This window comes from Enterobacter sp. 03-F-07-AD-ECC (genome assembly GCF_047530935.1).
GTDB lineage: Bacteria > Pseudomonadota > Gammaproteobacteria > Enterobacterales > Enterobacteriaceae > Enterobacter > Enterobacter cloacae.
This window is the reverse complement of the sequence record NZ_JBLKBZ010000001.1, coordinates 42,476-64,350: the sequence shown is the minus strand read 5'-3', so window position 1 is coordinate 64,350 and position 21,875 is coordinate 42,476. Positions and strand designations below refer to the sequence as shown.

The 21,875-nt window shown below is 59.6% G+C and carries 20 protein-coding genes; 8 read left to right on the top strand and 12 right to left on the bottom strand.

Translation table 11 applies throughout. The annotated features are described in order from the left end of the window. Positions 1-117: 117 nt before the first annotated feature. Genes ACMWKA_RS00315 through ACMWKA_RS00300 form a run of 4 tightly spaced genes read right to left on the bottom strand, consistent with a single transcriptional unit; the run spans position 118 to position 4,981 of the window. Positions 118-1,359: an LVIVD repeat-containing protein gene (locus ACMWKA_RS00315; protein ID WP_072207528.1), complete on the bottom strand. Its 1,242-nt coding sequence runs from the start codon at positions 1,357-1,359 to the stop codon at positions 118-120. Positions 1,360-1,402: 43 nt separating this feature from the next. Next, positions 1,403-2,467 (bottom strand): sugar ABC transporter substrate-binding protein, encoded by a 1,065-nt coding sequence (locus ACMWKA_RS00310; protein ID WP_029882119.1) that lies wholly within the window; start codon positions 2,465-2,467, stop codon positions 1,403-1,405. 19 nt (positions 2,468-2,486) lie between these two features. Further along, positions 2,487-3,482: an ABC transporter permease gene (locus ACMWKA_RS00305; RefSeq protein WP_414759898.1), complete on the bottom strand. Its 996-nt coding sequence runs from the start codon at positions 3,480-3,482 to the stop codon at positions 2,487-2,489. Beyond that, a complete protein-coding gene (locus tag ACMWKA_RS00300) occupies positions 3,479-4,981 on the bottom strand; it encodes a sugar ABC transporter ATP-binding protein (protein WP_414759897.1) in 1,503 nt (500 codons plus the stop codon). The genes ACMWKA_RS00305 and ACMWKA_RS00300 overlap by 4 nt, the downstream gene beginning before the upstream one ends. Positions 4,982-5,140: 159 nt before the next feature. Here ACMWKA_RS00300 and ACMWKA_RS00295 point away from each other — a divergent pair, with 159 nt between their 5' ends. The 3 genes from ACMWKA_RS00295 to ACMWKA_RS00285 all read left to right on the top strand — a co-directional run bounded on the left by ACMWKA_RS00295 (position 5,141) and on the right by ACMWKA_RS00285 (position 7,783). After that, entirely contained in the window at positions 5,141-6,229 is a 1,089-nt protein-coding gene (locus ACMWKA_RS00295; RefSeq protein WP_414759896.1) for an oxidoreductase, read from the top strand. A 57-nt stretch (positions 6,230-6,286) separates the two neighbouring features. After that, on the top strand, positions 6,287-7,030 hold the full coding sequence (locus ACMWKA_RS00290; protein WP_013097624.1) for an SDR family NAD(P)-dependent oxidoreductase: 744 nt from the start codon (positions 6,287-6,289) through the stop codon (positions 7,028-7,030). 348 nt (positions 7,031-7,378) lie between these two features. After that, a complete protein-coding gene (locus ACMWKA_RS00285) occupies positions 7,379-7,783 on the top strand; it encodes a helix-turn-helix domain-containing protein (RefSeq protein WP_013097626.1) in 405 nt (134 codons plus the stop codon). Here the strand turns inward: ACMWKA_RS00285 and ACMWKA_RS00280 are convergent. Both ACMWKA_RS00280 and cstA read right to left on the bottom strand, forming a co-directional pair. Further along, on the bottom strand, positions 7,780-7,977 hold the full coding sequence (locus tag ACMWKA_RS00280; protein ID WP_013097627.1) for a YbdD/YjiX family protein: 198 nt from the start codon (positions 7,975-7,977) through the stop codon (positions 7,780-7,782). The genes ACMWKA_RS00285 and ACMWKA_RS00280 overlap by 4 nt on opposite strands. 103 nt (positions 7,978-8,080) lie before the next feature. Continuing rightward, the gene (gene cstA, locus ACMWKA_RS00275; RefSeq protein ID WP_262789199.1) at positions 8,081-10,186 is read right to left on the bottom strand and encodes a pyruvate/proton symporter CstA; all 2,106 of its coding nucleotides are present in this window, start codon (positions 10,184-10,186) and stop codon (positions 8,081-8,083) included. A gap of 306 nt (positions 10,187-10,492) precedes the next feature. Between cstA and ACMWKA_RS00270 the strand changes: the two genes are divergently transcribed. After that, positions 10,493-11,605, top strand: coding sequence for a M20 family metallopeptidase (locus tag ACMWKA_RS00270; protein WP_047351890.1), 1,113 nt, complete (start codon positions 10,493-10,495; stop codon positions 11,603-11,605). 67 nt (positions 11,606-11,672) lie between these two features. Here the strand turns inward: ACMWKA_RS00270 and entH are convergent, their stop codons facing one another. The 5 genes from entH to entC are packed head-to-tail and all read right to left on the bottom strand — an operon-like array spanning position 11,673 to position 16,498. After that, a complete protein-coding gene (gene entH / locus ACMWKA_RS00265) occupies positions 11,673-12,086 on the bottom strand; it encodes a proofreading thioesterase EntH (protein WP_029883765.1) in 414 nt (137 codons plus the stop codon). Next, positions 12,086-12,838: a 2,3-dihydro-2,3-dihydroxybenzoate dehydrogenase EntA gene (entA, locus tag ACMWKA_RS00260; RefSeq protein ID WP_414759895.1), complete on the bottom strand. Its 753-nt coding sequence runs from the start codon at positions 12,836-12,838 to the stop codon at positions 12,086-12,088. Before entA ends, entH begins: the two co-directional genes overlap by 1 nt. After that, entirely contained in the window at positions 12,838-13,692 is an 855-nt protein-coding gene (locus ACMWKA_RS00255) for an isochorismatase family protein (RefSeq protein ID WP_414759894.1), read from the bottom strand. The genes entA and ACMWKA_RS00255 overlap by 1 nt, the downstream gene beginning before the upstream one ends. 10 nt (positions 13,693-13,702) lie before the next feature. Then, positions 13,703-15,313 carry a (2,3-dihydroxybenzoyl)adenylate synthase EntE gene (gene entE, locus ACMWKA_RS00250; protein ID WP_414759893.1) on the bottom strand — a complete coding sequence of 537 codons (1,611 nt, stop codon included), beginning with the start codon at positions 15,311-15,313 and terminating at the stop codon, positions 13,703-13,705. Positions 15,314-15,322: 9 nt separating this feature from the next. After that, on the bottom strand, positions 15,323-16,498 hold the full coding sequence (gene entC, locus ACMWKA_RS00245; RefSeq protein WP_248076751.1) for an isochorismate synthase EntC: 1,176 nt from the start codon (positions 16,496-16,498) through the stop codon (positions 15,323-15,325). 188 nt (positions 16,499-16,686) lie between these two features. On the opposite strand from entC, the gene fepB reads away from it, so the two are divergent. Further along, positions 16,687-17,646, top strand: a complete 960-nt coding sequence (gene fepB, locus ACMWKA_RS00240; RefSeq protein WP_013097635.1) for a Fe2+-enterobactin ABC transporter substrate-binding protein — start codon at positions 16,687-16,689, stop codon at positions 17,644-17,646. Between the two features lie 46 nt (positions 17,647-17,692). Here fepB and entS read toward each other — a convergent pair whose 3' ends face one another. Continuing rightward, positions 17,693-18,940 (bottom strand): enterobactin transporter EntS, encoded by a 1,248-nt coding sequence (gene entS / locus ACMWKA_RS00235; RefSeq protein ID WP_038981022.1) that lies wholly within the window; start codon positions 18,938-18,940, stop codon positions 17,693-17,695. A gap of 108 nt (positions 18,941-19,048) precedes the next feature. On the opposite strand from entS, the gene fepD reads away from it, so the two are divergent. From fepD to fepC, 3 genes are read left to right on the top strand one after another with little or no spacing between them, the layout of a single operon-like run. Next, a complete protein-coding gene (gene fepD / locus ACMWKA_RS00230; RefSeq protein ID WP_023621325.1) occupies positions 19,049-20,056 on the top strand; it encodes a Fe(3+)-siderophore ABC transporter permease in 1,008 nt (335 codons plus the stop codon). After that, a complete protein-coding gene (gene fepG, locus ACMWKA_RS00225) occupies positions 20,053-21,045 on the top strand; it encodes an iron-enterobactin ABC transporter permease (RefSeq protein ID WP_038418881.1) in 993 nt (330 codons plus the stop codon). The genes fepD and fepG overlap by 4 nt, the downstream gene beginning before the upstream one ends. Beyond that, on the top strand, positions 21,042-21,842 hold the full coding sequence (gene fepC, locus ACMWKA_RS00220) for an iron-enterobactin ABC transporter ATP-binding protein (protein WP_414759892.1): 801 nt from the start codon (positions 21,042-21,044) through the stop codon (positions 21,840-21,842). Before fepG ends, fepC begins: the two co-directional genes overlap by 4 nt. Positions 21,843-21,875: the final 33 nt, after the last annotated feature.

Sequence of the window (21,875 nt, the reverse complement as noted above, 5' to 3'; positions counted from 1 at the left end):
ATAAAAAAAGAGCCATAGTACGTATCAGGACTTAAAGATAAAGTCGGCGCGTTTATTTTAAGAATCTATAAATATAAGCATTCACCTAATAAATATATTTCAGTCCCGCATTCCCTTTCAGCCCAAATATTCAATCACCGACAACCCGCCGTTATAATCCGTGCTGTAAATAATTCCCTGCGTATCCACAAAAACATCACACGACTGGATCACCTGCGGGCGATTCGGGCGTGTATCCATCATCCTTTCAGGTGCAGCAGGTACCAGCGCCCCCGTTTCCACCGGGCGGTAGGGATTCGAAATGTCATACGCACGCACCCCTGCATTCTGCCAGGTGGCGAAGATCAGCGTGGAACTGACAAAGCTTCCCGGCCGGTTTTCGTGCAGATTATGCGGGCCGAAATGCGCGCCTTTCGCCACGTAGTCTCTTTCATCCGGCTGCGGGAAGGTGGAGATACTTACCGGGTTCGACGGCTCACGGATATCAAACAGCCAGATGAACTTCTCGCCGTCCTCCTGGTTGTCGAGCACCGCTTCGTCGAGCACCACCAGCAGATCGCGGTCCGGCAGCGGCAGCGCGGTATGCGTTCCGCCACCAAACGGCGGGCTCCAGTTGCGGTGGCTAATCAGCTTCGGCTGAGTGCGATCTTTCACATCCAGCAGCGTTAAACCACCGTCACGCCAGCTGCCGTAAGCCGTATCCCCGGCAATAATGGCATGATGCAGCGCGTAGCGTTTGCCTTCCGGCCACTCTGGCCGTTCACCTGCGGCCTGATTCATGCCCGGCAACCACCAGCGCCCTGCCACTTCGGGCTTACGCGGATCGGCCAGGTCGATGGTCAGGAAGATATAGTCGGTAAAGCCGTCGATCAGCGCCGACACATAGGCCCAGCGACCGCCGACGTACCAGATGCGGTGAATGCCAATGCCATTTAACGACAGAAAGCCGATTTCACGCGGCCTGTCCGGCGTGGAGATATCAAACACGCGCAGCCCGGCGCTCCAGCCTTTGTCCTGCACGTCGCTGACGGTCTCCCCCACCTGACGGGTGTAGTAGACCTTTTCATCGGCGAAGCGGGCATCGGCAAACAGATCCCGGGCGTTAATCACCAGTAGCAAATCGTCGTGTGCCTGCAAATGCACATTCCAGGTGCCGGGCGGCGCGGGCACATAACCCGCCGCTTTCGGGTTTTTCGGGTCGCGCACGTCAACAATCGAAAAGCCCTGCGACACCATATGGCCAATATACGCATAACCGCGGTGCACCATCAGTTGCACGCCGTCCGGGCGACCGCCCTGGTCGCTATGGCCAATCAGCCGCATATTGCGGCTGTATTCAGGGGTGGGTAATGTTGTCACCTTTAGCTCCTTTCGCCGGGTGGCGGCTGCGCCTTACCGGGTACTATTTTGACTTCGCTTCCAGCGTCGCAAACCACGGCGCAATAAAGTCTTCGGTCTGTCCCCAGCCCGGAATGATTTTCCCCAGCGACGCCACGTTCACCGCACCCGGCTGGGCCGTCAGCAGCGCCTGCGGGATCGCCGCTGCTTTAAAATCATAGGTCGCAGGCGTCGGCTCTCCGGCAATCTTGTTGGCGATCAGACGCACGTTAGTTGCCCCAATCAGCTTTGGATCCACCGCCACGCTCACTGCCCACGGGCTTCCCGGCTCGCGCATCAGCTGTAAATCCTGGTTGGAGATGTCGATGCTGTAGAGCTTGATTTCAGTGCGGCCATTCTCCTTCAGGGCTTTATACGCCCCCTGGCTGAAGGCGTCCCAGGTGCCCCAGATAGCGTCGATTTTACCTTTCGGGTATTTCGCCAGAATTGCCCCGACCTTGTTGGCGGTATCGCCCTGCACGTCCGACGACACCGCGCCAATAGACTCCAGCTCTTTGATATTCGGGTACTGTTTCTGCAGTTCCTTATACGCCGCCTGACGACGCTCCATCGGCGGGAAACCAGCGACCCACAGCTTGACGATATTGGCCTTGCCGTTGAAATCTTTCGCCAGCTGGCCGAAGGAGAGATTCGTCAGGGAGGCATCGTCCTGCTGGGTGACCGTCACGCCTGGGATCTCGCCGTTGACGGCGGTATCAAACACCGAAACCTTAATCCCGGCATCCACCGCCTTCTTCACCAGCGCGGTCGCATACGGATCACGCCCCTGAGAGAGAATAATCCCGTCATATTTCTGGCTGATCGCCTGATTCACAAAGTCCTGGAATTTTGCGTCGTCACCGTTGCTTAAAAAGGTGCTGACCTTAAAGCCAAGTTTTTTCCCTTCCTGAATCGCCCCGGCGACAAACTGCGTGGTGTTGTCATCCGAGCCAAGGTTGCGGATCACCGCAATGCGAATGGGGCCGTCGTGGTTGGCAATGGCCGCCGGAACCGGTGCAGGCGTGGCCGCAAAGCCCGGCAGAGAGGTGAGTAACCCAAGAGCCACCAAAGAGAGTGCAATCTTTTTCATTTTTTATCCCGTTGTGTTGTCAGCGTTTTTGTATGTAAGTAATCGCCAGCGCCACGGCAAGCACCAGCCCTTTTATAATGTCCATGGCGTAATACGGTACGGAGAGCATCACCAGCCCGTTCGACAGCACGCCCAGAATGACCGCCCCCACCAGCGTTCCCAGCGCGTTCGGCTTGCCGGAACCGGCCAGCGAAAAGCCGATCCACGCTGCCGCCACCGCGTCCATCAGATATCCGCCGCCCGCATTCACCTGCGACGACCCAATGCGCGAGGCCAGCAAAATCCCACCCAGTCCGGCCAGCAGCGAGGCAAGCACGTAGGCCGCGACCTTGTAGCGCGTGGTGCGAATGCCTGAAAGGCGCGCCGCCTCCGGGTTACCGCCGATGGCGTACATGCGCCGGCCGTGGGTGGTCAATGACAATCCCAGCTGTGCCAGCAGGGTCACCGCCAGCATGATGATGACGATGGTCGGCACCTGCCCCAGCAGGCCGAACGCCGCCGGAATGGTTCCTTCCGCCATTTCACCGCTCGGCAGCACCATGTTCTCGGTAATTGACCCGCCGTAGCTGTAGGTCATCGCCACGCCCTGTATCACGAACAGGCTGGCAAGCGTCGCGAGCATGTCCGGAATACGCAGAATGACGATCAGAAAGGCGTTAAACAGCCCGACCAGGGTACAGAGCGCGAGGGTGATCAGGATCGACTCGGTGGTGCCGAAGCCGTGCCAGACGAAGAGCGAAATCACCAGCGCATTCGCCAGCGACGCCGTGGAGCCAACGGAGAGATCGAACCCGCCCACGGTGAGTGAAATCGATACGCCAATGGCAATCACCGTGACGATGGCAATCGAGCGCAGAATGTTGATGATGTTGTTCGGGTCGAGGAAGCTGTCTGAGGCCAGGCCAAAAACCACCACCAGCGCCACCACGGTGAGCAACATGCCCCACCGGTAGAGAAAATCGAAAAGTTGCTGACGGCCAGATACCGTCGCCGTTACTGAAAGGGCCTTGCTCACGACGCCGTTCCTCCGGTTGAATAATAAAGTAGTGTCTCTTCCCGCGCCTCGGCCCCGGGGATTTCCGCCACGATGCGTCCGTCCCAGAGCACGCAGATGCGGTCGCACAGCCCTACCAGTTCGGCAAATTCGCCCGAAGCGTAAATCACCCCTTTGCCCTCGCGGGCCAGGCCGTCGATCAGTTGAAACAGATCGGTCTTCGCTTTGACGTCAACGCCCTTGGTCGGCTCGTCAAATATCAGCACGCTGGCGTCATTGCGCAGCCATTTGCCAATAGCAACCTTCTGCTGGTTACCGCCAGAAAGCCGACGTAAAACCTGCCCCGGCCCGCGTGTTCGCACGCCAACGCGGGCTATCACCTCTTCCGCCCAGCGCCACGCCTGACGATGACCAAAGAGACTCCAGCGCGAAAAGCTGTTATCTGCCGTCACGGCCAGGTTCATGCTCACCGGCTCGTCGATGAAAATCCCCTCCTTGCGCCGCTCCTCCGGTACCAGCGCCAGCCCGCGCAGCACAGAATCGGCCGGATCGCGCGGTTTCCAGGGCTGATGATTGAGCTCGCCACGCTCCACCCGGCTTTTGCTGGCACCAAACAGCGCCTTGCAGAGTTCGGTTTTGCCTGCGCCCGCCAGACCGGCAATGCCAAGGATTTCGCCTTTACGCAGATGCAGAGAGATATCTTTCAGCAACGCGTCGTCGTGCAGCCCCTCAACCCGCAGCAGCGTCTCGTCGCTATGCACAGGACGTGCTGGCGGGTAGATATCGCTCAGTTCGTGGCCGAGCATCTTCTCGACGATCGCTTCACCGCTGAGATCCGCCATCGGGCCGGTCTCAATCAGCTTGCCATCACGCAGCACCGTTAAGGTGTCACAGATGGCTTTCAGTTCATGAATGCGGTGCGAGATAAACACCACGCCAATGCCCTGCTGCTTTAAACGTCGCACCACCGCGAACAGGCGTTCACTGTCGTGGGCATCCAGCGGTGCGGTAGGTTCATCGAGGATCAAAAAACGGCAGTGATGCGACAGCGCCCGCGCCAGCAGGACCTGCTGTTTTTCAGCCAACGAACAGCTGTCGATGGAACGGCGAACGTCCAGCGTAACGTCGAGCTGCGCCAGCGCCTGCTTCGCCTGTTGACGAATAGCACGCCAGCGGTAGCGATGTCCCGGCTGCGCCAGCTGGTCGAGCATGATGTTTTCAGCGATGCTCAGCCCCGGAACCAGTGCCACGTCCACTTCTTGCTGCACAAGGTGGATCCCCAGCCGTTTGGCATCGAGCGGTTCGCGGATCGTCACCGGCTGGTTATTAATGCAGATCTCCCCCTCATAGCGATCGTGCGTTCCGCACAGCACCGCCATCAGCGTCGATTTCCCTGCGCCGTTAGCCCCGGTCAATGCATGCACCGATCCGCCGTTCAGGGTAAAGTCCACGCGCGACAGCGCCTGAAAGCCGGAAAAGGCCAGGCTGATACCGCGCATCTCAAGGCGACTGGAAACCATCCGCGTAGGATCCTCATTAATAGTTTGATTTATTGAATTTTTCACAGCTCCGGTTGACTGACAACGACAGAAAAGGCATAAGATAAAGCCAAATATTATTAGCCATCCGGATGTCCAGACATAACATCGGGTTAGCGCTTGCTAAAAAAGGACAACACCATGAGCAACACCGATATCCGCGTCGTTCCCGGCCCGGCGAACTACTTTTCTCACCCCGGAAGCCTTGCGCATCTGCATGACTTCTTCACCTCGGAGCAGCTTTCCCGCGCGGTGTGGATCTACGGCGAACGCGCGCTTGAAGGCGCACGTCCCTACCTGCCGGAGAGCTTTGCGGCCCCCGGCGCAAAACACCTGTTGTTCAAAGGCCACTGCAGCGAGCGTGACGTCACCCATCTGGTGAATGAATCCGGCAGCGAGGCGGCCGTGGTGATTGGCATTGGCGGCGGAGCGGTGATGGATACGGTCAAAGCCGTGGCGCGTCGTTTGGGCGTTCCGTTCGTGGGTATCCCGACTATCGCCGCTACCTGTGCGGCATGGACGCCGCTCTCCGTCTGGTACAACGATGCCGGGCAGGCGCTGCAGTTTGAAATTTTCGACGATGCCAATTTCCTGGTGCTGGTGGAGCCGCAAATCATCCTTAACGCCCCGGCGGAATACCTGCTGGCTGGTATCGGCGATACCCTGGCGAAGTGGTATGAAGCGGTTGTACTCGCACCGCAGCCTGAACACCTGCCGCTGACCGTACGTCTGGGGATTAACGGCGCGCTGGCTATCCGCGACGTGCTGCTGGAACGCAGCGAGGACGCGCTGGCTGACCAGCAGCGCGGCGAAGCAACGCAGGCATTCAGGGATGTGGTGGATGCCATTATTGCCGGTGGCGGCATGGTCGGTGGGCTCGGCGAACGTTATACACGCGTGGCGGCGGCACATGCGGTGCATAACGGCTTAACCGTCCTGCCGCAGACGGAAAAATACCTGCACGGCACCAAAGTGGCCTACGGCATTCTGGTGCAAAGCGCCCTGCTCGGTCAGGACGACGTGCTGGCGCAGCTTGTCACCGCGTATCAGCGCTTTAACCTGCCGACCCGGCTTCGCGAGCTGGAGGTGGATATCAACAACCGTGACGAACTGGACAAGGTCATCAATCACACCCTGCGCCCGGTGGAGTCGATTCACTATTTGCCCGTGGCGCTCACACCTGACGTTCTGCGCGCGGCATTCGAGAAAGTGGAATCCTTCAGCCGTTAAACGCGCCGAGCGACTATACCTAATGATGATTCTCACCACTCTCGCAACGAGGTCATCATGCAGATCGATTTAACCGGTAAGAAAGCGCTGGTCACCGGTGCCAGCCGGGGATTGGGCCGTGCTATCGCGCTGTCGCTGGCACGCGCCGGTGCCGATGTGGTTATCACGTATGAAAAGTCCGTCGATAAAGCCCAGGCCGTGGTCGATGAGATAAGCGCGCTGGGGCGGCACAGTGAGGCGGTTCAGGCCGATAGCGCCAGCGCAGAGGCTATTCAGGACGCGGTCACCCATGCGGCGCGCACCCTCGGCGGACTGGACATTCTGGTCAATAACGCCGGTATCGCCCGCGGCGGCCCGCTGGAGTCCATGACGCTGGCGGATATCGATGCCCTGATTAACGTCAACATTCGCGGCGTGGTGATCGCCACTCAGGAAGCGCTGGTACACATGTCTGACGGCGGACGCATTATCAATATCGGTAGCTGTCTGGCAAACCGCGTGGCGATGCCGGGTATCTCCGTCTACTCCATGACCAAATCCGCGCTTAACTCCTTTACGCGCGGTCTGGCACGGGATCTGGGGCCCCGCGGTATTACCGTGAACCTGGTGCATCCCGGCCCGACCAACAGCGATATGAACCCGGAGGACGGCGAACAGGCAGAAGCCCAGCGTCAGATGATTGCCGTCGGTCATTACGGACAACCGGAAGATATCGCGGCGGCGGTCACCTTCCTCGCCAGCCCGGCCGCCGGACAGATCTCCGGTACGGGGCTGGATGTGGACGGCGGTTTGAACGCCTGATCGCACATTTTCTGCAAGCCTCTGTCGCCCGGCAGAGGCGTTTTCGCACAGCCTCGACGGTTTGCGTTTTGCCGCTTACCTGCATTTGTTCTCCGCTCTACAGTAGCCCATAAGAAATTCGGAATTTATCTAATAGTCTTATTATTTCCTTATACTTTGTGTGGGCGTACAGTGGAGGTACGGATGAAGATTGTCTGGTCCAATGGGGCAAAGAAGGCATTTTTAAAGTACGCGTTGGCGATTACCGCATCGTCTATACGCTTCGGGACGAACCCGATAACCATTGTTATGTTTTGGCCGTTAAGCGCAGAACATCAACAACTTACCTGCACGAGGAGAAAGCCACCTATGGCTGTTCAGCTAATTAAGGACGATAACGGAAAAACGCAGTACGTGGTTATTCCCTATGATGAATATTTTCGTATGTGCCTGCAGATGGCGGAAATCGACGACGAAACCGACGACGATCTGGAGGATATTGAAGTCGAACACGATGAGCTGGATGACGTTGAACTTCCAGGTGAGGTTTGCAGCATCATGACCTGGCAGAACGTCAGCCTGCAGGCCGCCTGGCGCATCCTGCGCGGCATGTCCCAGCAGGAGGTGGCAGAAAAACTCGGCATCACCCAGTCTGCCGTATCACAGCTGGAAGCGCTGGACTCCCGTCCGCAAAAGCGCACCCGTGAAAAGCTGGCGGCGATCTACGGCTGTAAACAGGAACAGATCAGCCTCTATTTACCGAAAGAGGGTTAACAGCACTTCGCCCCGCCCTTGCCGCCGTAACGGGCGTCCTGGCGATCGCGGAAAAATTCGTCGTAGGTCATTGGCGTCTGGTCCGGATGATTGACGCGCATATGCTCGACGTAGTTGTCGTAGTCCGGCACGCCAATCATCATTTTGGCGGCCTGGCCTAAGTATTTGCCTGCTTTCGAAAGGGTGTCGAACATAAGTCATTTCTCGTTTGTTTCCCTCACCCCGGCCCTCTCCCAAAGGGAGAGGGAGGATAAGAAATGTAGGCCGGGTAAGCGCTAGCGCCACCCGGCACACAGGTTAATGCGCCCCTTTCGCCTGGGTCACAATCTCGTCCAGGTTCTCAGGCATCGGTTCATACGGTGTCTCTTTCGCTGTCGGTTTGTCTTCTTTCAGGGCCGCCAGCGCGGTCTTCAGAGAATACAACGCCAGTACCACGACCACCACCATAAAGAAGATGGTCAACCCGGCATCCAGACGGTTGTTAAACACCAGCTGCGACAGCTGTGATTCCGTATACTGCGCAGGAATTTTACCGCTGTCGATCATCGCCTGGAACTTATTGGCAATCGCCAGGAAGCCCACTTTATTGTCCGGGCTGAAGGCTTTCTGCCAGCCCGCCGTCAGGGTACAAATCAGCAGCCAGGAAGTAGGCAGCAGCGCCACCCAGGCATAACGCTGGCGCTTCATCTTGAACAGCACTACCGCACACAGCATCAGCGCCATCCCTGCCAGCATCTGGTTAGCGATACCGAACAGCGGCCACAGCGTGTTAATACCGCCAAGCGGATCCACCACGCCCTGATGCAGGAAGTACCCCCACGCCAGCACGCACAAGGCCGTTGCCAGCAGGTTCGCCGGGAGCGAATCGGTACGCTTCAGGTTCGGGGAGATCACGCCCAGCAGATCCTGCAGCATAAAGCGCGCCGCACGCGTCCCCGCATCCACCGCCGTCAGAATAAACAGCGCTTCAAAGAGAATGGCGAAGTGATACCAGAACGAGACATCCATCAGCCCGCCCAGCGCACCGTGAAGTATGTAGGCCATGCCCACCGCCAGCGTAGGCGCGCCACCCGCGCGGGAGATAATCGACTGCTCGCCCACTTCACTGGCGATACTCGTCAACGTATCCGGGGTAATGGCAAAGCCCCAGCCGCTTACCACCTGTGCTGCGGATGCCACCACGTCGGCGGTGCCCGCCGGAGCCAGAACCGCCATCGGGCTGTTCATCGCGAAGTAGACGCCCGGGTCGATAATGCAGGCAGAGACCAGCGCCATGATCGCCACGAAGGACTCCATCAGCATGCCGCCGTAGCCAATCAGGCAGGCCTGATTTTCATTCGCCAGCATCTTCGGCGTGGTCCCGGAGGCAATCAGCGCGTGGAAGCCAGACACCGCACCACAGGCGATGGTGATAAACAGGAACGGGAACAGGTTACCGGTCCAGACCGGGCCCGTACCGTCAACGAATTTGGTTAACGCTGGCATGGTCAGCGTCGGGCGCATGATCAAAATACCAATAGCCAGCCCGACGATGGTGCCAATTTTCAGGAACGTGGAAAGGTAATCACGCGGGGCCAGCAGCAGCCATACCGGCAGCACTGCCGCCACAAACCCGTACCCCACCAGCATCCAGGTTAGCTGTACGCCGGTAAAGTCGAAGAACGGTGCCCAGGTTGGGCTCTCTGCCACCCAGCCGCCGGAGATAATGGCGAACACCAGCAGCACCAGACCAATCACCGACACCTCACCAATGCGTCCCGGACGCAGGTAGCGAATGTAGATCCCCATAAAAATGGCCAGCGGAATGGTGAACGCGACGGTGTAAGTCCCCCACGGACTGTGGGTCAGCGCTTTCACGACAATCATCGCCAGCACCGCAAGGATGATCACCATGATCATAAAGGTCGCCACCAGCGCAATCACCCCGGCCGTCGCGCCCATCTCCTCTTTCACCAGCTCGCCAAGCGAACGGCCATCGCGACGGGTGGAGACGAACAGCACCATAAAGTCCTGTACGGCCCCCGCCAGCACCACGCCGGCAAGGATCCAGATCATCCCCGGCAGATAGCCCATCTGCGCCGCCAGCACCGGCCCCACCAGCGGGCCTGCCCCGGCAATCGCCGCAAAGTGGTGACCGAACAGCACTTTCTTATCGGTCGGAACGTAGTCCAGCCCGTCGTTATGACGAACGGCGGGCGTCATGCGCGTGCCGTCAACCGCCAGCACCGTTTTGGCGATATAGCGACCATAAAAACGATACGCGATCAGATAAATGCAGACGGAGGCAACGACAATCCAGAGCGCATTGATCTGTTCCCCCCGGTTGAGGGCGATATAGCCCAGGGCAAAAGCTCCCACAACGGAAAGCAGTGCCCATGTAAGGTATTTCCCTGAGTTGTTCATAGTTGTTGTCCGTTGTTGTGGAACAGTGAGATGTTACATTTTGTTTCTAGAACAACGCGTAAAATTTAACAACTTTGAAACGCAATAATGCGTGGTCAAACCAGAGATTTACACCACAGTGTTAAGTCGATCACTTTCAGGCTGAAACAACCCCGTCGCTGTCATCGGTCACACTTCTGCGTTTTTCGTCCTGGCTCAACCTTACGGGATGATTTGTATCATTTTTTTTACGCTCAACCTCGCCAGAATGACCCTGCGCGATCGCGCGCTTACCGCTTACCGCTTACCGCTTACAAGGAAAAGGAAATGAATCTGGATCGCTACATTGAAGAGCTGAAAAGCCTGGTGAACGTGGACTGCGGCACCCAGACCATCGCGGGCGTTGCCGCCGTGGCTGGCATTTTAGAATCTCTCTGGCAACGCGAAGGCTGGCATACCGGGCAGGTAAACCTGGGCGAGAAGGTTGGCCCGGGCCTCTTCGTCAGCAACAAGCCGCAGGCAGAGCAGTTCGACGTGCTGCTGGTCGGCCATCTTGATACCGTTTTTGCCCCCGGCACCGTGGCCGAACGCCCGTTGAGCGAGGACGATACGCGTCTCTACGGCCCCGGCGTGTCTGATATGAAAAGCGGACTGCTCAATATTCTGTGGGCAATGCGCGAGCTAGATCCTGCGGATAAAGATCGCCTGGCAATCGCGGTCGCGATGAACCCGGACGAAGAAACGGGCTCGGTATACTCCCACGAATGGATCGGTGCACTGGCACAACGCTCCCGCTGCGTGCTGGTGTGCGAAGCTGCCCGTGCTGATGGCTCTCTGGTGAAAGCCCGTAAAGGTATGGCGGGCTATCACCTTACCTTCAAGGGCGTGGCGGCACACGCGGGTAACGACCCGGAAAAAGGCCGTTCGGCAATCACTGCGCTGGCAAACAGCATCGTTGCCCTGAATGCGCTGAGCGACGGGTCGCGCGGCACCACACTCAACGTAGGGGTGATTCGCGGCGGCAGCGCGGCAAACGTGGTGGCGGACCACGCCGTGGCCGAGCTCGACGTGCGCTTCTGGGAAAACGACGAGTACGACCGGGTGAATCAGGCGCTGGAAGCCTTATGTGAAAAAGGCTTTTTAGACGGCGTGACGACGACGCTGACGCGGGTCAATCACAAACCGGCGATGGCAGCAAGCGTTGCGACTCAGGCACTGATGCAGCAGGTTGAAGCGGCAGGTAAAGCGGAAGGCATCGCCATTACCTGGCAGGCGGTCGGCGGCGGCAGCGATGCCAACCACACCGCTGCGCTGGGTATCCCCACGCTTGACGGCTTAGGGCCGATTGGCGCGGGCTTCCACAGCCCGGCGGAGTGGCTGGACAAAGCGTCCATTGCGCCGCGAATTCGGTTACTTAAACGCGTCGTCTCAATGCTCTAATTTTGTACTACACCGTTCCCTCTCCCTGTGGGAGAGGGTTAGGGTGAGGGCAACAGGCCGCACAACATTACCCCAGCACCATCGTACTCAACCGGCAGGTACAGCACCGCCGTCCCTGCTCGTCGAACACCACAATCTCCCAGCTCTGGCTGGATCGACCCAGATGCAGCGGCTGACACACGCCGCGCACGGTCCCCTGCGCTACCGCACGATGATGGGTAGCATTCAGCTCTGTTCCCACCACGTTCTGCCCGTCGCGGGTCATCAGAAAACCGGCCATCGAGCCCAGCGTTTCCGCCAGCGCCGCCGACGCGCCACCGTGCAGCAGGCCAAACGGCTGATGGGTGCGCGTATCCACCGGCATTTCCGCTTCCAGCGTATCGTCGCCAAGGCGGGTATAAACGATGCCCAGATGCGCCACCAGCGTGTTCTGGCTGGTGGCGTTCAGCGCATCTAACGATAAATGGCGTTTCCAGATCATTACGCCCCCAGCGTGGAGCCGCCGTCCACCACGATATCCTGCAGGGTGATATGGCTGGCAGCATCGGAGGCCAGGAACAGGATCGTGCTGGCAATCTCCTGAGGACGGGCAATTTTCCCGAGCGGGATCCCCAGCTTAAACTGCTCGCCAAAACCGCGAATGCGCTGCTGCTCCGCATCGTCGCAGGTCCACAGGGTGCGCTGCATATCGGTATCCGTTGACCCCGGCGACACCAGATTACAGCGCACGCCGCTGCCCGCCAGCTCCAGCCCGACGGTGAGGGCCAGGCTTTTCAGCGCCGCTTTCGAGGCGCCATAGGCACTCATCCCGATGCGCGGCGTGTGGGCCGCGTCGGACGCCACGGTGACAATCGCCCCACTCTGCTGACGACGGAACTGGCCCATCGTCTGTTGAAAGAGGTTAAACGCCCCGCCAACGTTGACCGCAAACGTCTGCTGCCAGTCCTCCTGCGAAAGCTGGTCCGTGGCGCCCATGCGCAGAATGCCGGCGGCGTTGACCAGTATATCCAGACGTTCCTCTACGGCGAGCAAGCGCCCGCAGACATCGCTCACCTGCGCCGCGTCAGATACGTCCAGCGTTTGGGTAGCAAACGGATAATTCCCCTGCGGGAAGGCCAGATCGAATCCGGTCACCTTCGCGCCCGCGTCGGCAAAGGCCAGCGCCGTCGCATAACCAATCCCTTTACCCGCCCCTGTCACCCAGATGGTTTTGCCGGTGAAATCAAAAACCATTACTGCACCTCGCGGGAGAGTAGCGCCCACCAGGCGTCGAGGGTCGGATTTTTTGCCAGCATCACGAAATCGATATCGCTGTGGACTTTACGCCAGCGTGCGGCGAGCGCCATCATGCGCACCGAATCCAGGCCGTAGTCGATCAGGTTTTCATCATCCATCGGTTCGTCGGTTTCATCGAGTAATGGCAGGATGAGCTCACGCAGCGCCGCTTTTGACGCCGGAACCGACGGCAACAGGTCATCGGTCATCACCACGCGGCCGGAACGCCCCGCCACATAATTAAGCGACATCAGATGCTCTTCGCGGGTGAAATCTGCCAGCGCGTCGGCAATAAAGAAGGGTTTGATGTCGCGCATAAACGCATCGGTGGCGGTGGTCATGCAGCCGATGTGAGCATACACGCCGGTGATCAGCAGCTGATTGCGGCCTGTCTCTTTCAGCATCAGCTCCAGCGGCGAGCGATGAAACGCGCTATAGCGCCACTTCACCAGCACGGTGTCCGCTTCATCCGGGGTCAGTTCAGCGACGATGCGCTGCTGCTCCGGGGAGCGGGTCAGGCCCGGGCCCCACATGTCATTCAGCAGGGCGCGGTCTTCGTCGCTCTGCTCTTTCGGCTGGGCGGTGTAGTAAACCGGAATGTTGTGCGCTTTACAGTACGCGCGCAGCCTGGCGATGTTCGCCACCACCTGCTGCATCATCGCGCTGTTTTCGCCCCAGAAGTTCAGGAAATACTCCTGCATATCGTGGATCAGCAGCGCGGCACGTTCAGGCTCAAACGCCCAGTTCACTTTACTTGTCGGCAACTCTGCGGCAGTTGGCAGCGCGTAAGCGGTTAATTTTGGAATAGCCATACTCTGTTCCTCAGGCCCGGGCGCGTTCAGCGATCCACAGGCGCAACTGTTTCTTATCGACTTTGCCGACCGGCGTTAACGGCAGCGCATCCACGCTCTCCACGCGATCCGGCAGTTTGAATTCGGCAACGCCCTGCTCGCGCAGGAAGCGACGCACCTCAACCGCGCGCAGCGGCTGTTTCACCACCAGAAACGCGCAGCTTTTCTCGCCCAACAGGCTGTCCTCCATGCTCACCAGCGCGGCGTGGATCACCGCCTCATGGCGCAGCAGCAGGTTTTCGATCTCTTCAGCGGCGATCTTCTCCCCGCCGCGGTTGATCTGATCTTTCTCGCGCCCCTGCACGGTGATGTACCCCTGCTCGTCGATGGCAATCAGATCGCCGGAGCAGTAAAAACCGTTGGCATCAAAGGCGCTGGCGTTGTGTTCCGGGCTGTTGAAATAGCCGCGGAAGGTGTACGGCCCACGGGTCATCAGACGTCCTGTTTCGCCACGCGGCAGCGGGTTGCCTTGCTCGTCCGCCACCCATACTTCGTCATCCGGGCACATCGGACGGCCCTGGGTGTGGATGATGCGCTCCGGGGTATCGTCGAGAGCGGTGTAATTCACCAGCCCTTCCGCCATGCCGAACACCTGCTGTAGCTGGCAGCCAATTTCCGCCGGAATGCGCGCGGCGAGCGTGGCGGAGAGGCGTGCGCCCCCCACCTGCAGCAGCTTCAGCGATTTAAGCTGCGCATTGCCCGCGCCGTCGGCAATCGCCTGCAACCACAGGCTGACCGCCGGGGGCACCAGCGAGGTGACGTTAATTTGATGGCGTTCAATCAGCAGGAAGCAGATCGTGGCGCTCGGATCGTGCGCCAGCACCACGCAGCCACCAGCCATGAATACCCCTAACGAACCCGGGGAACTCATGGCGTAGTTATGGGCCGCCGGTAGCGCATTCAGATAGCGGGTATCCGCGGTAATGCCGCAAATTTCGTTGCTGCGACGAATGCTGTAGTCGTAATCGTTATGCGTACGCGGGATCAGCTTTGGCGTGCCGGTACTGCCGCCTGAAAGCTGAAAGAACGCCACTTCGTCGGCGGGCGTGGGGTTGGGGATAAAATGGGCCGCCGGGTGGGCGATGGCCGCCTCCAGGGCATGTGCGCCGTTATCGCCACGCAGCAGGACAACACGCACTGAGCGATGTTCATCCACAAAACGGTTCAGGAAATCATCGCCTGCAAACAGGGCGTGCTCGCGGTCGGCAATCAGCAGCGCGGGTTTGATCTGTGCGGCGTAGGCGTTCAGCTCGTTACGTTGGTGGCTGAAAAGCGCGTTCACCGGAGCCACACCCACCTGCAGAAGCGCGAAAAAGGTGATGTAAAACTCAGCCACGTTGCCGAGCTGAACCAGCGCGGTCTCGCCACGACGCACGCCCTGCCCCTGCAGGGCGGAGGCCAGGTTATTCACTGCCTGGTTGAACGCGCGCCAGGTCAGGTGACGTTCACCGTCAATAATGGCGACGGTATCTTTCTCCGCGTGGTCGGTCAGAATGTGGGTCAGCGGCAGATCCTGCCAGTAGCCTTTTTCACGGTAGCGCCGGGCAAACTCCTCAGGCCAACGGGTAAAGGGGATGGTCATGATGATTCCTCAGTGCAAACCAAAAACGTTGAGCATGGTGGAGAGCTTCACCCCGGTTTCGCGCCACTCGCCCACCGGGGAGGAGGCTGGCACAATGCCCGCACCGGCAAACAGGCGAACGCGATTTTTAAGCAAACGTGCGCAGCGGATGGTCACCACCCACTCGCCGTTTCCTTCGCTGTCACACCAGCCAACGATGCCGCCAAACAGTTCGCGGTCGAACGGCTCCAGCCCGGCAATCAGCTCTTTTGCCGCCTGATGCGGGAAACCGCTCAGCGCAGGCGTCGGGTGCAGCAGACAGGCCAGAGTCAGGGCGTTCTCATTTTCACGGGCCTCCCCTTCCACCGGCGTCGCCAGATGCCAGAGCGTTGGGGTGGTGATCAGCTGCGGGGAAGCTGGCATGCTGAGATGATGGCTGCGCGATGCCAGAATGGCTTTCATCGCCTGGGTCACCAGATCGTGCTCGTGGCGATCCTTCTCGGAGGCCAGCAGCTTATTACCCGCCTCGCGATCCAGCACGTCATCCGGCTGACGACGCGCAGAGCCCGCCAGCGGCAGAGAGCTAAAGTGTGTCCCCTCTTTACGCAGCAGCAGTTCCGGGCTCGCGCCCAGCAGTACGCCTCCATCTTCCAGCGGCACATGGAAGTTAAAGCTGGCCGGATTCTGGGCGATCAGTCGCTCCATCAGCGCGCCGCTATCAATCGTTTTATCCGTCGCAATATCAATCAGCCTCGACAGCACCACTTTGTTCACCTGTGGCGTGGCGGTGAGCGCTGCCGCACGGGCAACCATCTCTTCAAACACGGGCTGCGGCGGGATCTCAGTGCGGGTTTCCACGCTCAACGCCTGGGAAGCGGAAAAATAGCGCGCGGACTGCTGACGCGCCGGGCGCGAAAAGGTCTGCCAGTGCTGCGGAATAAACAGGGATGAGGGCTTGCGGGTATCGAACGGGATGGCTCCCACCATCACGGGATGGGCAATGCCGCTGGCCTTCGCGTTGCGAAAAGCCTGAGCCAGTTTCTGCTGGAAGGCCCCCGACGGGTTATCACCGCCCTCGGCGGGTTCAGAGAAACGGGAAAAACAGCCTGACGTGGTAAAACTGCGGTAAGGCGACATAAAGAAAAAGCTGTCTGATGGCAGCGTGGTCGCGGTGTGCTGAACTTCCTCAGCCAGGGACGTATCCATATCATCCTCCATAAAATGATAAAAGAAGCAATAATGATTATCATTTATATTTTCGTTGGCTAACCTAATCCCACATCGCGCCGGTGTCAACCGCAGAGCGAACATCTTGTGCGAGTATCGCTTGCATCCCCTCGCCGCAATCATGAAAATGAGAAGCATTAACTTCAAAGAGAACAGGATGCCGCGTTGTGAAATTCCCCGCCGTTTGCCGTAATGCCCTTCTTTTAACGGGATGTTTTGTTTTAGGACTAACCTCAGCCATCGCCGCCGACTGGCCGCGTCAGGTAACCGACAGCCGCGGCGTGCATACCCTGGAGAGCAAACCCACGCGCATTGTCTCCACCAGCGTGACCCTGACCGGCTCATTGCTGGCGATTGACGCTCCGGTAGTGGCCAGCGGGGCGACCACGCCCAATAACCGCGTGGCGGATGCGCAGGGCTTTTTACGTCAGTGGGGTGATATTGCGAAACAGCGCAACGTGGCGCGCCTGTACATTGGCGAGCCGAGTGCGGAAGCGGTGGCGGCGCAGATGCCGGATCTGATTCTGATTAGCGCGACCGGCGGAGATTCGGCCCTGGCGTTGTACGATCAGCTCTCCGCCATCGCGCCGACGCTCATCATCAACTACGACGACAAAAGCTGGCAGGAACTGCTGAAGCAGCTAGGCACGATAACCGGACAGGAAAAACAGGCCGCCGAACGCATTGCAGCATTCGATAAACAACTCGCGCAGGTGAAACAGCAGATGACGCTGCCGCCGCAGCCGGTGAACGCCATTGTGTACACCGCTGCCGCGCACAGCGCTAACCTGTGGACCGCGGAGTCTGCCCAGGGCCAGCTGTTGCACCAGTTAGGCTTTACCCTGGCCGAACTGCCTGCCGGGCTGCACACATCAAAAAGTCAGGGCAAACGTCACGACATCATCCAGTTAGGCGGTGAAAATCTGGCTACCGGGCTGAACGGTGAAGGCCTGTTCCTGTTTGCCGGCGATCAAAAAGACGTTGAGGCGATTTACGCCAACCCGCTGCTGGCTCACCTGCCTGCGGTGAAGAATAAACGCGTGTGGGCACTGGGAACGGAGACGTTCCGCCTGGATTATTACAGCGCGATGCTGGTGTTAGAGAGATTAAATGCATTGTTTAAGTAGGCATTTTCCCTCCCTCTCCCCGTGGGAGAGGGGCGGGGTGAGGGCATCAGGCCGCACCGTCGTTCAATACAACCTCCTGCCTGAACCGGCGCAATTCTGCTAATACCATTAACAGGATCCCACCTACAACGGCTAATGCAAACCCGCTGGTGCTCGCCGAAGCCACCGGCGTCATGACGGCCCCCAGCCCACCGAGGATCGCCGCGCCAATGGCATCGCCCGTCACGTTTTGCGCAGTCCACAGGCCGTTGATGCGCCCGAGCATCCCCTCCGGCGTCTGGGTCTGGATCAGGGTGTACTGCAACAGAGAACTGATGGCGCTCAGCCAGCCGAAGAGCACCAGACACAGCACACCCAGCGCCCAGACCGGCATCAGGCTGAAGAACCCCATCGCGATAAACGATGCCAGTGTCGTCAACAGCATAATCAACCCTGGACGCGCGCTCTGCGCCAGCCTGCCGCTGGTTAGCGCACCACACGCCGCGCCGAGCGGAATGGCGGCGTACAACACGCCAATCTCTGAGGCGCTCATCTGCCACACCCCCGCCAGCGCCGGATACAGCACGCGTACGGCGCTGGCCATCGTCAGCAGGCCACCGAGCAGCGCAATACCACCAATCAGCGGGTTGCTGAACAGAAACCGGATCGCCGCCATCAGCGATTTCAGCGGATGCTCACGCGGCTGCGGTGGCGGTGGCAGAAGCGGCAGACGCAGCAAGGTTAAGGTGGTGATAAACGTCCCCGCCGCCGCGAGGCCGTAGTTCCACGCCACGTTACCGGTGGCCAGCAGCAGGCCGCCCACCATCGGCGATATCACCGAGCCAAGACGGACGGTAAGCATGGTAATTGCCCCCGCCTGCATCAAATTCTCACGCCCTACCAGCGCGGGTGTGGCGGCCAGCAGCGCCGTCACGCCTAACGAAGCAAAGAAACCATCCCACAGCCCGAGGGCGTAAATGGCGAGTAAGGAGGGTTCCGGCAGCATTGCGTTCAGGCACAATCCGACAAACCCCACCCCGCAGGTGCCGCGCGCCAGCAGGATCAGCTTCTTGCGTTCGTACCTGTCGGCCAGCACGCCGCCGATCATAAGACCGATAAACATCGCCCCGCCGGTTAAGGTGACCGACAGCCCGACCAGCCAGCTGGAGTGCGTCAACGTCTGGATCTGTACCGGGACGGCAACGCCGAGCAGGCCGAGGGACAAAATGGAGATAAAACGCGCGATAAACACGGCGCGATACGCCGGGTGCGTCTTCAGCAGGCTGAGGTTAATCAGCCAGGATTTTTGATTCATGACAAGACCTTGAGTCTATTTCTACCCATTCCATGGGCGCACATGCTAACATAGCCAAATAAGATAGATAACGATAATCACTATCATTATCAAATCATGGATGTTGCTATGTCGTTTTCCTCTTCTTCTGCGGTGCGCGCCGTTGCCGTGCCCGTGTTATTGCTGCTGTTAATCCTTGCGATGGCGCTCAGTCTGCTGGTTGGTGCGAAACCGCTGCCCGCCTCCGTGATTGTTGATGCGCTCTTTGGTACCTGTCAGAGCGCCGACTGCACCATCGTGCTGGATGCCCGCCTGCCCCGTACCCTGGCCGGATTACTTGCCGGTGGCGCACTGGGCCTTGCGGGAGCACTTATGCAAACCCTCACCCGCAACCCGCTGGCCGACCCCGGCATTCTTGGCGTGAACAGCGGTGCCAGTTTTGCCATTGTGCTTGGCGCGGCGCTGTTCGGGTTTACCTCTCCCTCAGAACAACTGGTAATGGCCTTTTGCGGCGCGCTGGCGGCCTCGCTGATTGTCGCCTTTACCGGCAGCCAGGGCGGCGGGCAGCTTAGCCCGGTACGCCTGACGCTGGCGGGCGTGGCGCTTGCCGCCGTGCTGGAAGGGTTATCTAACGGCATCGCCCTGCTTAACCCGGACGTTTACGATCAGCTCCGCTTCTGGCAGGCCGGTTCGCTGGATATCCGCACGCTGGAGACGCTTAAGGTGGTGGTCATCCCGGTGATGATTGCCGCCGCCGTGGCACTCGGTTTAAGCCGGGCGCTGAACAGCCTGAGCCTTGGCAGCGACACCGCCACCGCGCTCGGCAACCGCGTGGCTCGAACCCAGTTGACGGGATTAGTGGTCATCACCGTGCTGTGCGGCAGTGCGACGGCAGTGGTCGGCCCGATTGCCTTTATCGGGCTGATGATGCCGCATCTGTCGCGCTGGCTGGTGGGGGCCGATCACCGCTGGTCTCTGCCGGTGACGCTGCTGGCCACCCCGGCTCTGCTCTTGTTCGCTGATGTTGTCGGGCGTCTTCTGGTTCCCGGCGAACTGCGCGTTTCGGTGGTCAGCGCCTTTATCGGCGCACCGGTCCTGATCTTCCTGGTACGACGTAAACGCGGAGGTGACGCATGATGGCCCCCTCTCGTCGTTTGATCGTCAGCGTTTCGCTGTTGGTTATCGCCATTCTGATGCTGGCGATCGCAAGCCTGTGCAGCGGCGCGGTGACGCTCGATCTCGCCCAGGTGTTTAACGCGCTCACCGGCAGCGCCCCGCGCGCTGTCACGATGGTGGTGACGGAGTGGCGACTGCCGCGCGTGGCAATGGCGATGCTGGTGGGTGCCGCGCTTGGCGTCAGCGGCGCGATTTTCCAGTCGCTGATGCGCAATCCGCTCGGCAGCCCGGATGTAATGGGTCTCAACACCGGTGCCTGGAGCGGCGTGCTGGTCGCGATGGTGCTGTTTGGTCAGCATCTGACGGCCATCACCGTGACGGCGATGACCGGCGGGATACTGACCGCGCTGGTGATCTGGCTGCTCGCCTGGCGCAACGGTATCGACACTTTCCGCCTGATCATTATCGGTATCGGCGTGCGTGCCATGCTGATGGCGTTCAATACCTGGCTGCTCTTGCAGGCTTCGCTGGAAACGGCGCTGTCGGCCGGGCTGTGGTATGCCGGTTCCCTCAACGGCCTGACCTGGGGCAAAGTCTGGCCAGCCGCGCCATTGATTCTGCTGATGTTTATCGCCGCGCTGCTGCTGGTGCGGCGCATGCGGCTGCTGGAAATGGGTGACGACAGCGCCTGTGCGCTGGGGGTCGGCGTTGAGCGTTCGCGTCTGATGCTGATGCTGGTCGCCGTGTTGCTCACCGCGGCCTCCACCGCGATTGCCGGACCCATCTCCTTTATCGCCCTTGTTGCCCCTCACATTGCGCGTCGTCTTAGCGGTACGGCCCGCTGGGGCTTAACCCAGGCGGCGCTGTGCGGCTCAATGTTACTGTTGGCCGCCGATCTCTGCGCCCAGCGGCTGTTTATGCCTTATCAACTTCCGGTGGGCGTTGTCACCGTCAGCCTTGGCGGGATTTACCTCATCGTCTTGCTCGTTCAGGAGTCACGCAAGAAATGACCGATTCAACCACCCGCTTGTGCGGCGAAAGCCTTACTCTCGGTTACGGCAAAAAAATCGTTGCCCATGACTTAACCGTCAACATTCCTGACGGCCATTTCACGGCGATTATCGGCCCGAACGGCTGCGGCAAGTCGACCCTGCTGCGCACCCTCAGCCGCCTGATGACACCGGTTGAAGGCCACGTATTCCTCGACGGCGAGCAGATCCAGCGCTTTGCCAGTAAAGAGGTGGCCAGGCGCATCGGGCTGCTGGCGCAAAACGCCACCACGCCGGGAGACATCACGGTGCAGGAGCTGGTCTCACGCGGACGCTATCCGCACCAGCCGCTGTTTACCCGCTGGCGCAAGGAAGATGAAGACGCGGTGAACCGCGCGATGCAGGCAACGGGCATTACGGACCTTGCCCGGCAGAGCGTGGACACGCTTTCCGGCGGCCAGCGTCAACGGGCGTGGATCGCGATGGTGCTGGCGCAGGAGACCTCCATTATGCTGCTGGATGAACCGACGACCTGGCTTGATATCAGCCATCAGATCGATCTGCTCGAGTTGCTGAGCGAGCTCAACCGCACGCAGGGTTACACCCTGGCGGCGGTGCTGCATGATTTGAATCAGGCCTGCCGCTATGCCACGCATTTAATTGCACTGCGCGACGGCGAAATTGTGGCGCAGGGCGCGCCGAAGGAGATTGTGACGCCAGCGCTTATCGAGCGGATCTACGGCATGCGCTGCATGATTATTGACGACCCGGTGGCGGGCACGCCGCTGGTGGTGCCGCTTGGAAAGCGTGCGCGCTGATGCCCTCACCCACAGGGAGAGGGTTAGAGTGAG

Excerpts from the sequence above, each read along its gene's own strand:
- ACMWKA_RS00300 (WP_414759897.1), bottom strand. The coding sequence starts at position 4,981 with ATGGTTTCCAGTCGCCTTGAGATGCGCGGTATCAGCCTGGCCTTTTCC.
- ACMWKA_RS00280 (WP_013097627.1), bottom strand. The coding sequence starts at position 7,977 with ATGTTCGACACCCTTTCGAAAGCAGGCAAATACTTAGGCCAGGCCGCC.
- ACMWKA_RS00270 (WP_047351890.1), top strand. The coding sequence starts at position 10,493 with ATGAATCTGGATCGCTACATTGAAGAGCTGAAAAGCCTGGTGAACGTG.
- entS (WP_038981022.1), bottom strand. The coding sequence starts at position 18,940 with ATGAATCAAAAATCCTGGCTGATTAACCTCAGCCTGCTGAAGACGCAC.
- ACMWKA_RS00295 (WP_414759896.1), top strand. The coding sequence starts at position 5,141 with ATGAGCAACACCGATATCCGCGTCGTTCCCGGCCCGGCGAACTACTTT.
- entC (WP_248076751.1), bottom strand. The coding sequence starts at position 16,498 with ATGGATACGTCCCTGGCTGAGGAAGTTCAGCACACCGCGACCACGCTG.
- ACMWKA_RS00255 (WP_414759894.1), bottom strand. The coding sequence starts at position 13,692 with ATGGCTATTCCAAAATTAACCGCTTACGCGCTGCCAACTGCCGCAGAG.
- entH (WP_029883765.1), bottom strand. The coding sequence starts at position 12,086 with ATGATCTGGAAACGCCATTTATCGTTAGATGCGCTGAACGCCACCAGC.
- fepC (WP_414759892.1), top strand. The coding sequence starts at position 21,042 with ATGACCGATTCAACCACCCGCTTGTGCGGCGAAAGCCTTACTCTCGGT.
- entE (WP_414759893.1), bottom strand. The coding sequence starts at position 15,313 with ATGACCATCCCCTTTACCCGTTGGCCTGAGGAGTTTGCCCGGCGCTAC.
- fepD (WP_023621325.1), top strand. The coding sequence starts at position 19,049 with ATGTCGTTTTCCTCTTCTTCTGCGGTGCGCGCCGTTGCCGTGCCCGTG.
- cstA (WP_262789199.1), bottom strand. The coding sequence starts at position 10,186 with ATGAACAACTCAGGGAAATACCTTACATGGGCACTGCTTTCCGTTGTG.
- entA (WP_414759895.1), bottom strand. The coding sequence starts at position 12,838 with ATGGTTTTTGATTTCACCGGCAAAACCATCTGGGTGACAGGGGCGGGT.
- ACMWKA_RS00285 (WP_013097626.1), top strand. The coding sequence starts at position 7,379 with ATGGCTGTTCAGCTAATTAAGGACGATAACGGAAAAACGCAGTACGTG.
- ACMWKA_RS00290 (WP_013097624.1), top strand. The coding sequence starts at position 6,287 with ATGCAGATCGATTTAACCGGTAAGAAAGCGCTGGTCACCGGTGCCAGC.
- ACMWKA_RS00310 (WP_029882119.1), bottom strand. The coding sequence starts at position 2,467 with ATGAAAAAGATTGCACTCTCTTTGGTGGCTCTTGGGTTACTCACCTCT.
- fepG (WP_038418881.1), top strand. The coding sequence starts at position 20,053 with ATGATGGCCCCCTCTCGTCGTTTGATCGTCAGCGTTTCGCTGTTGGTT.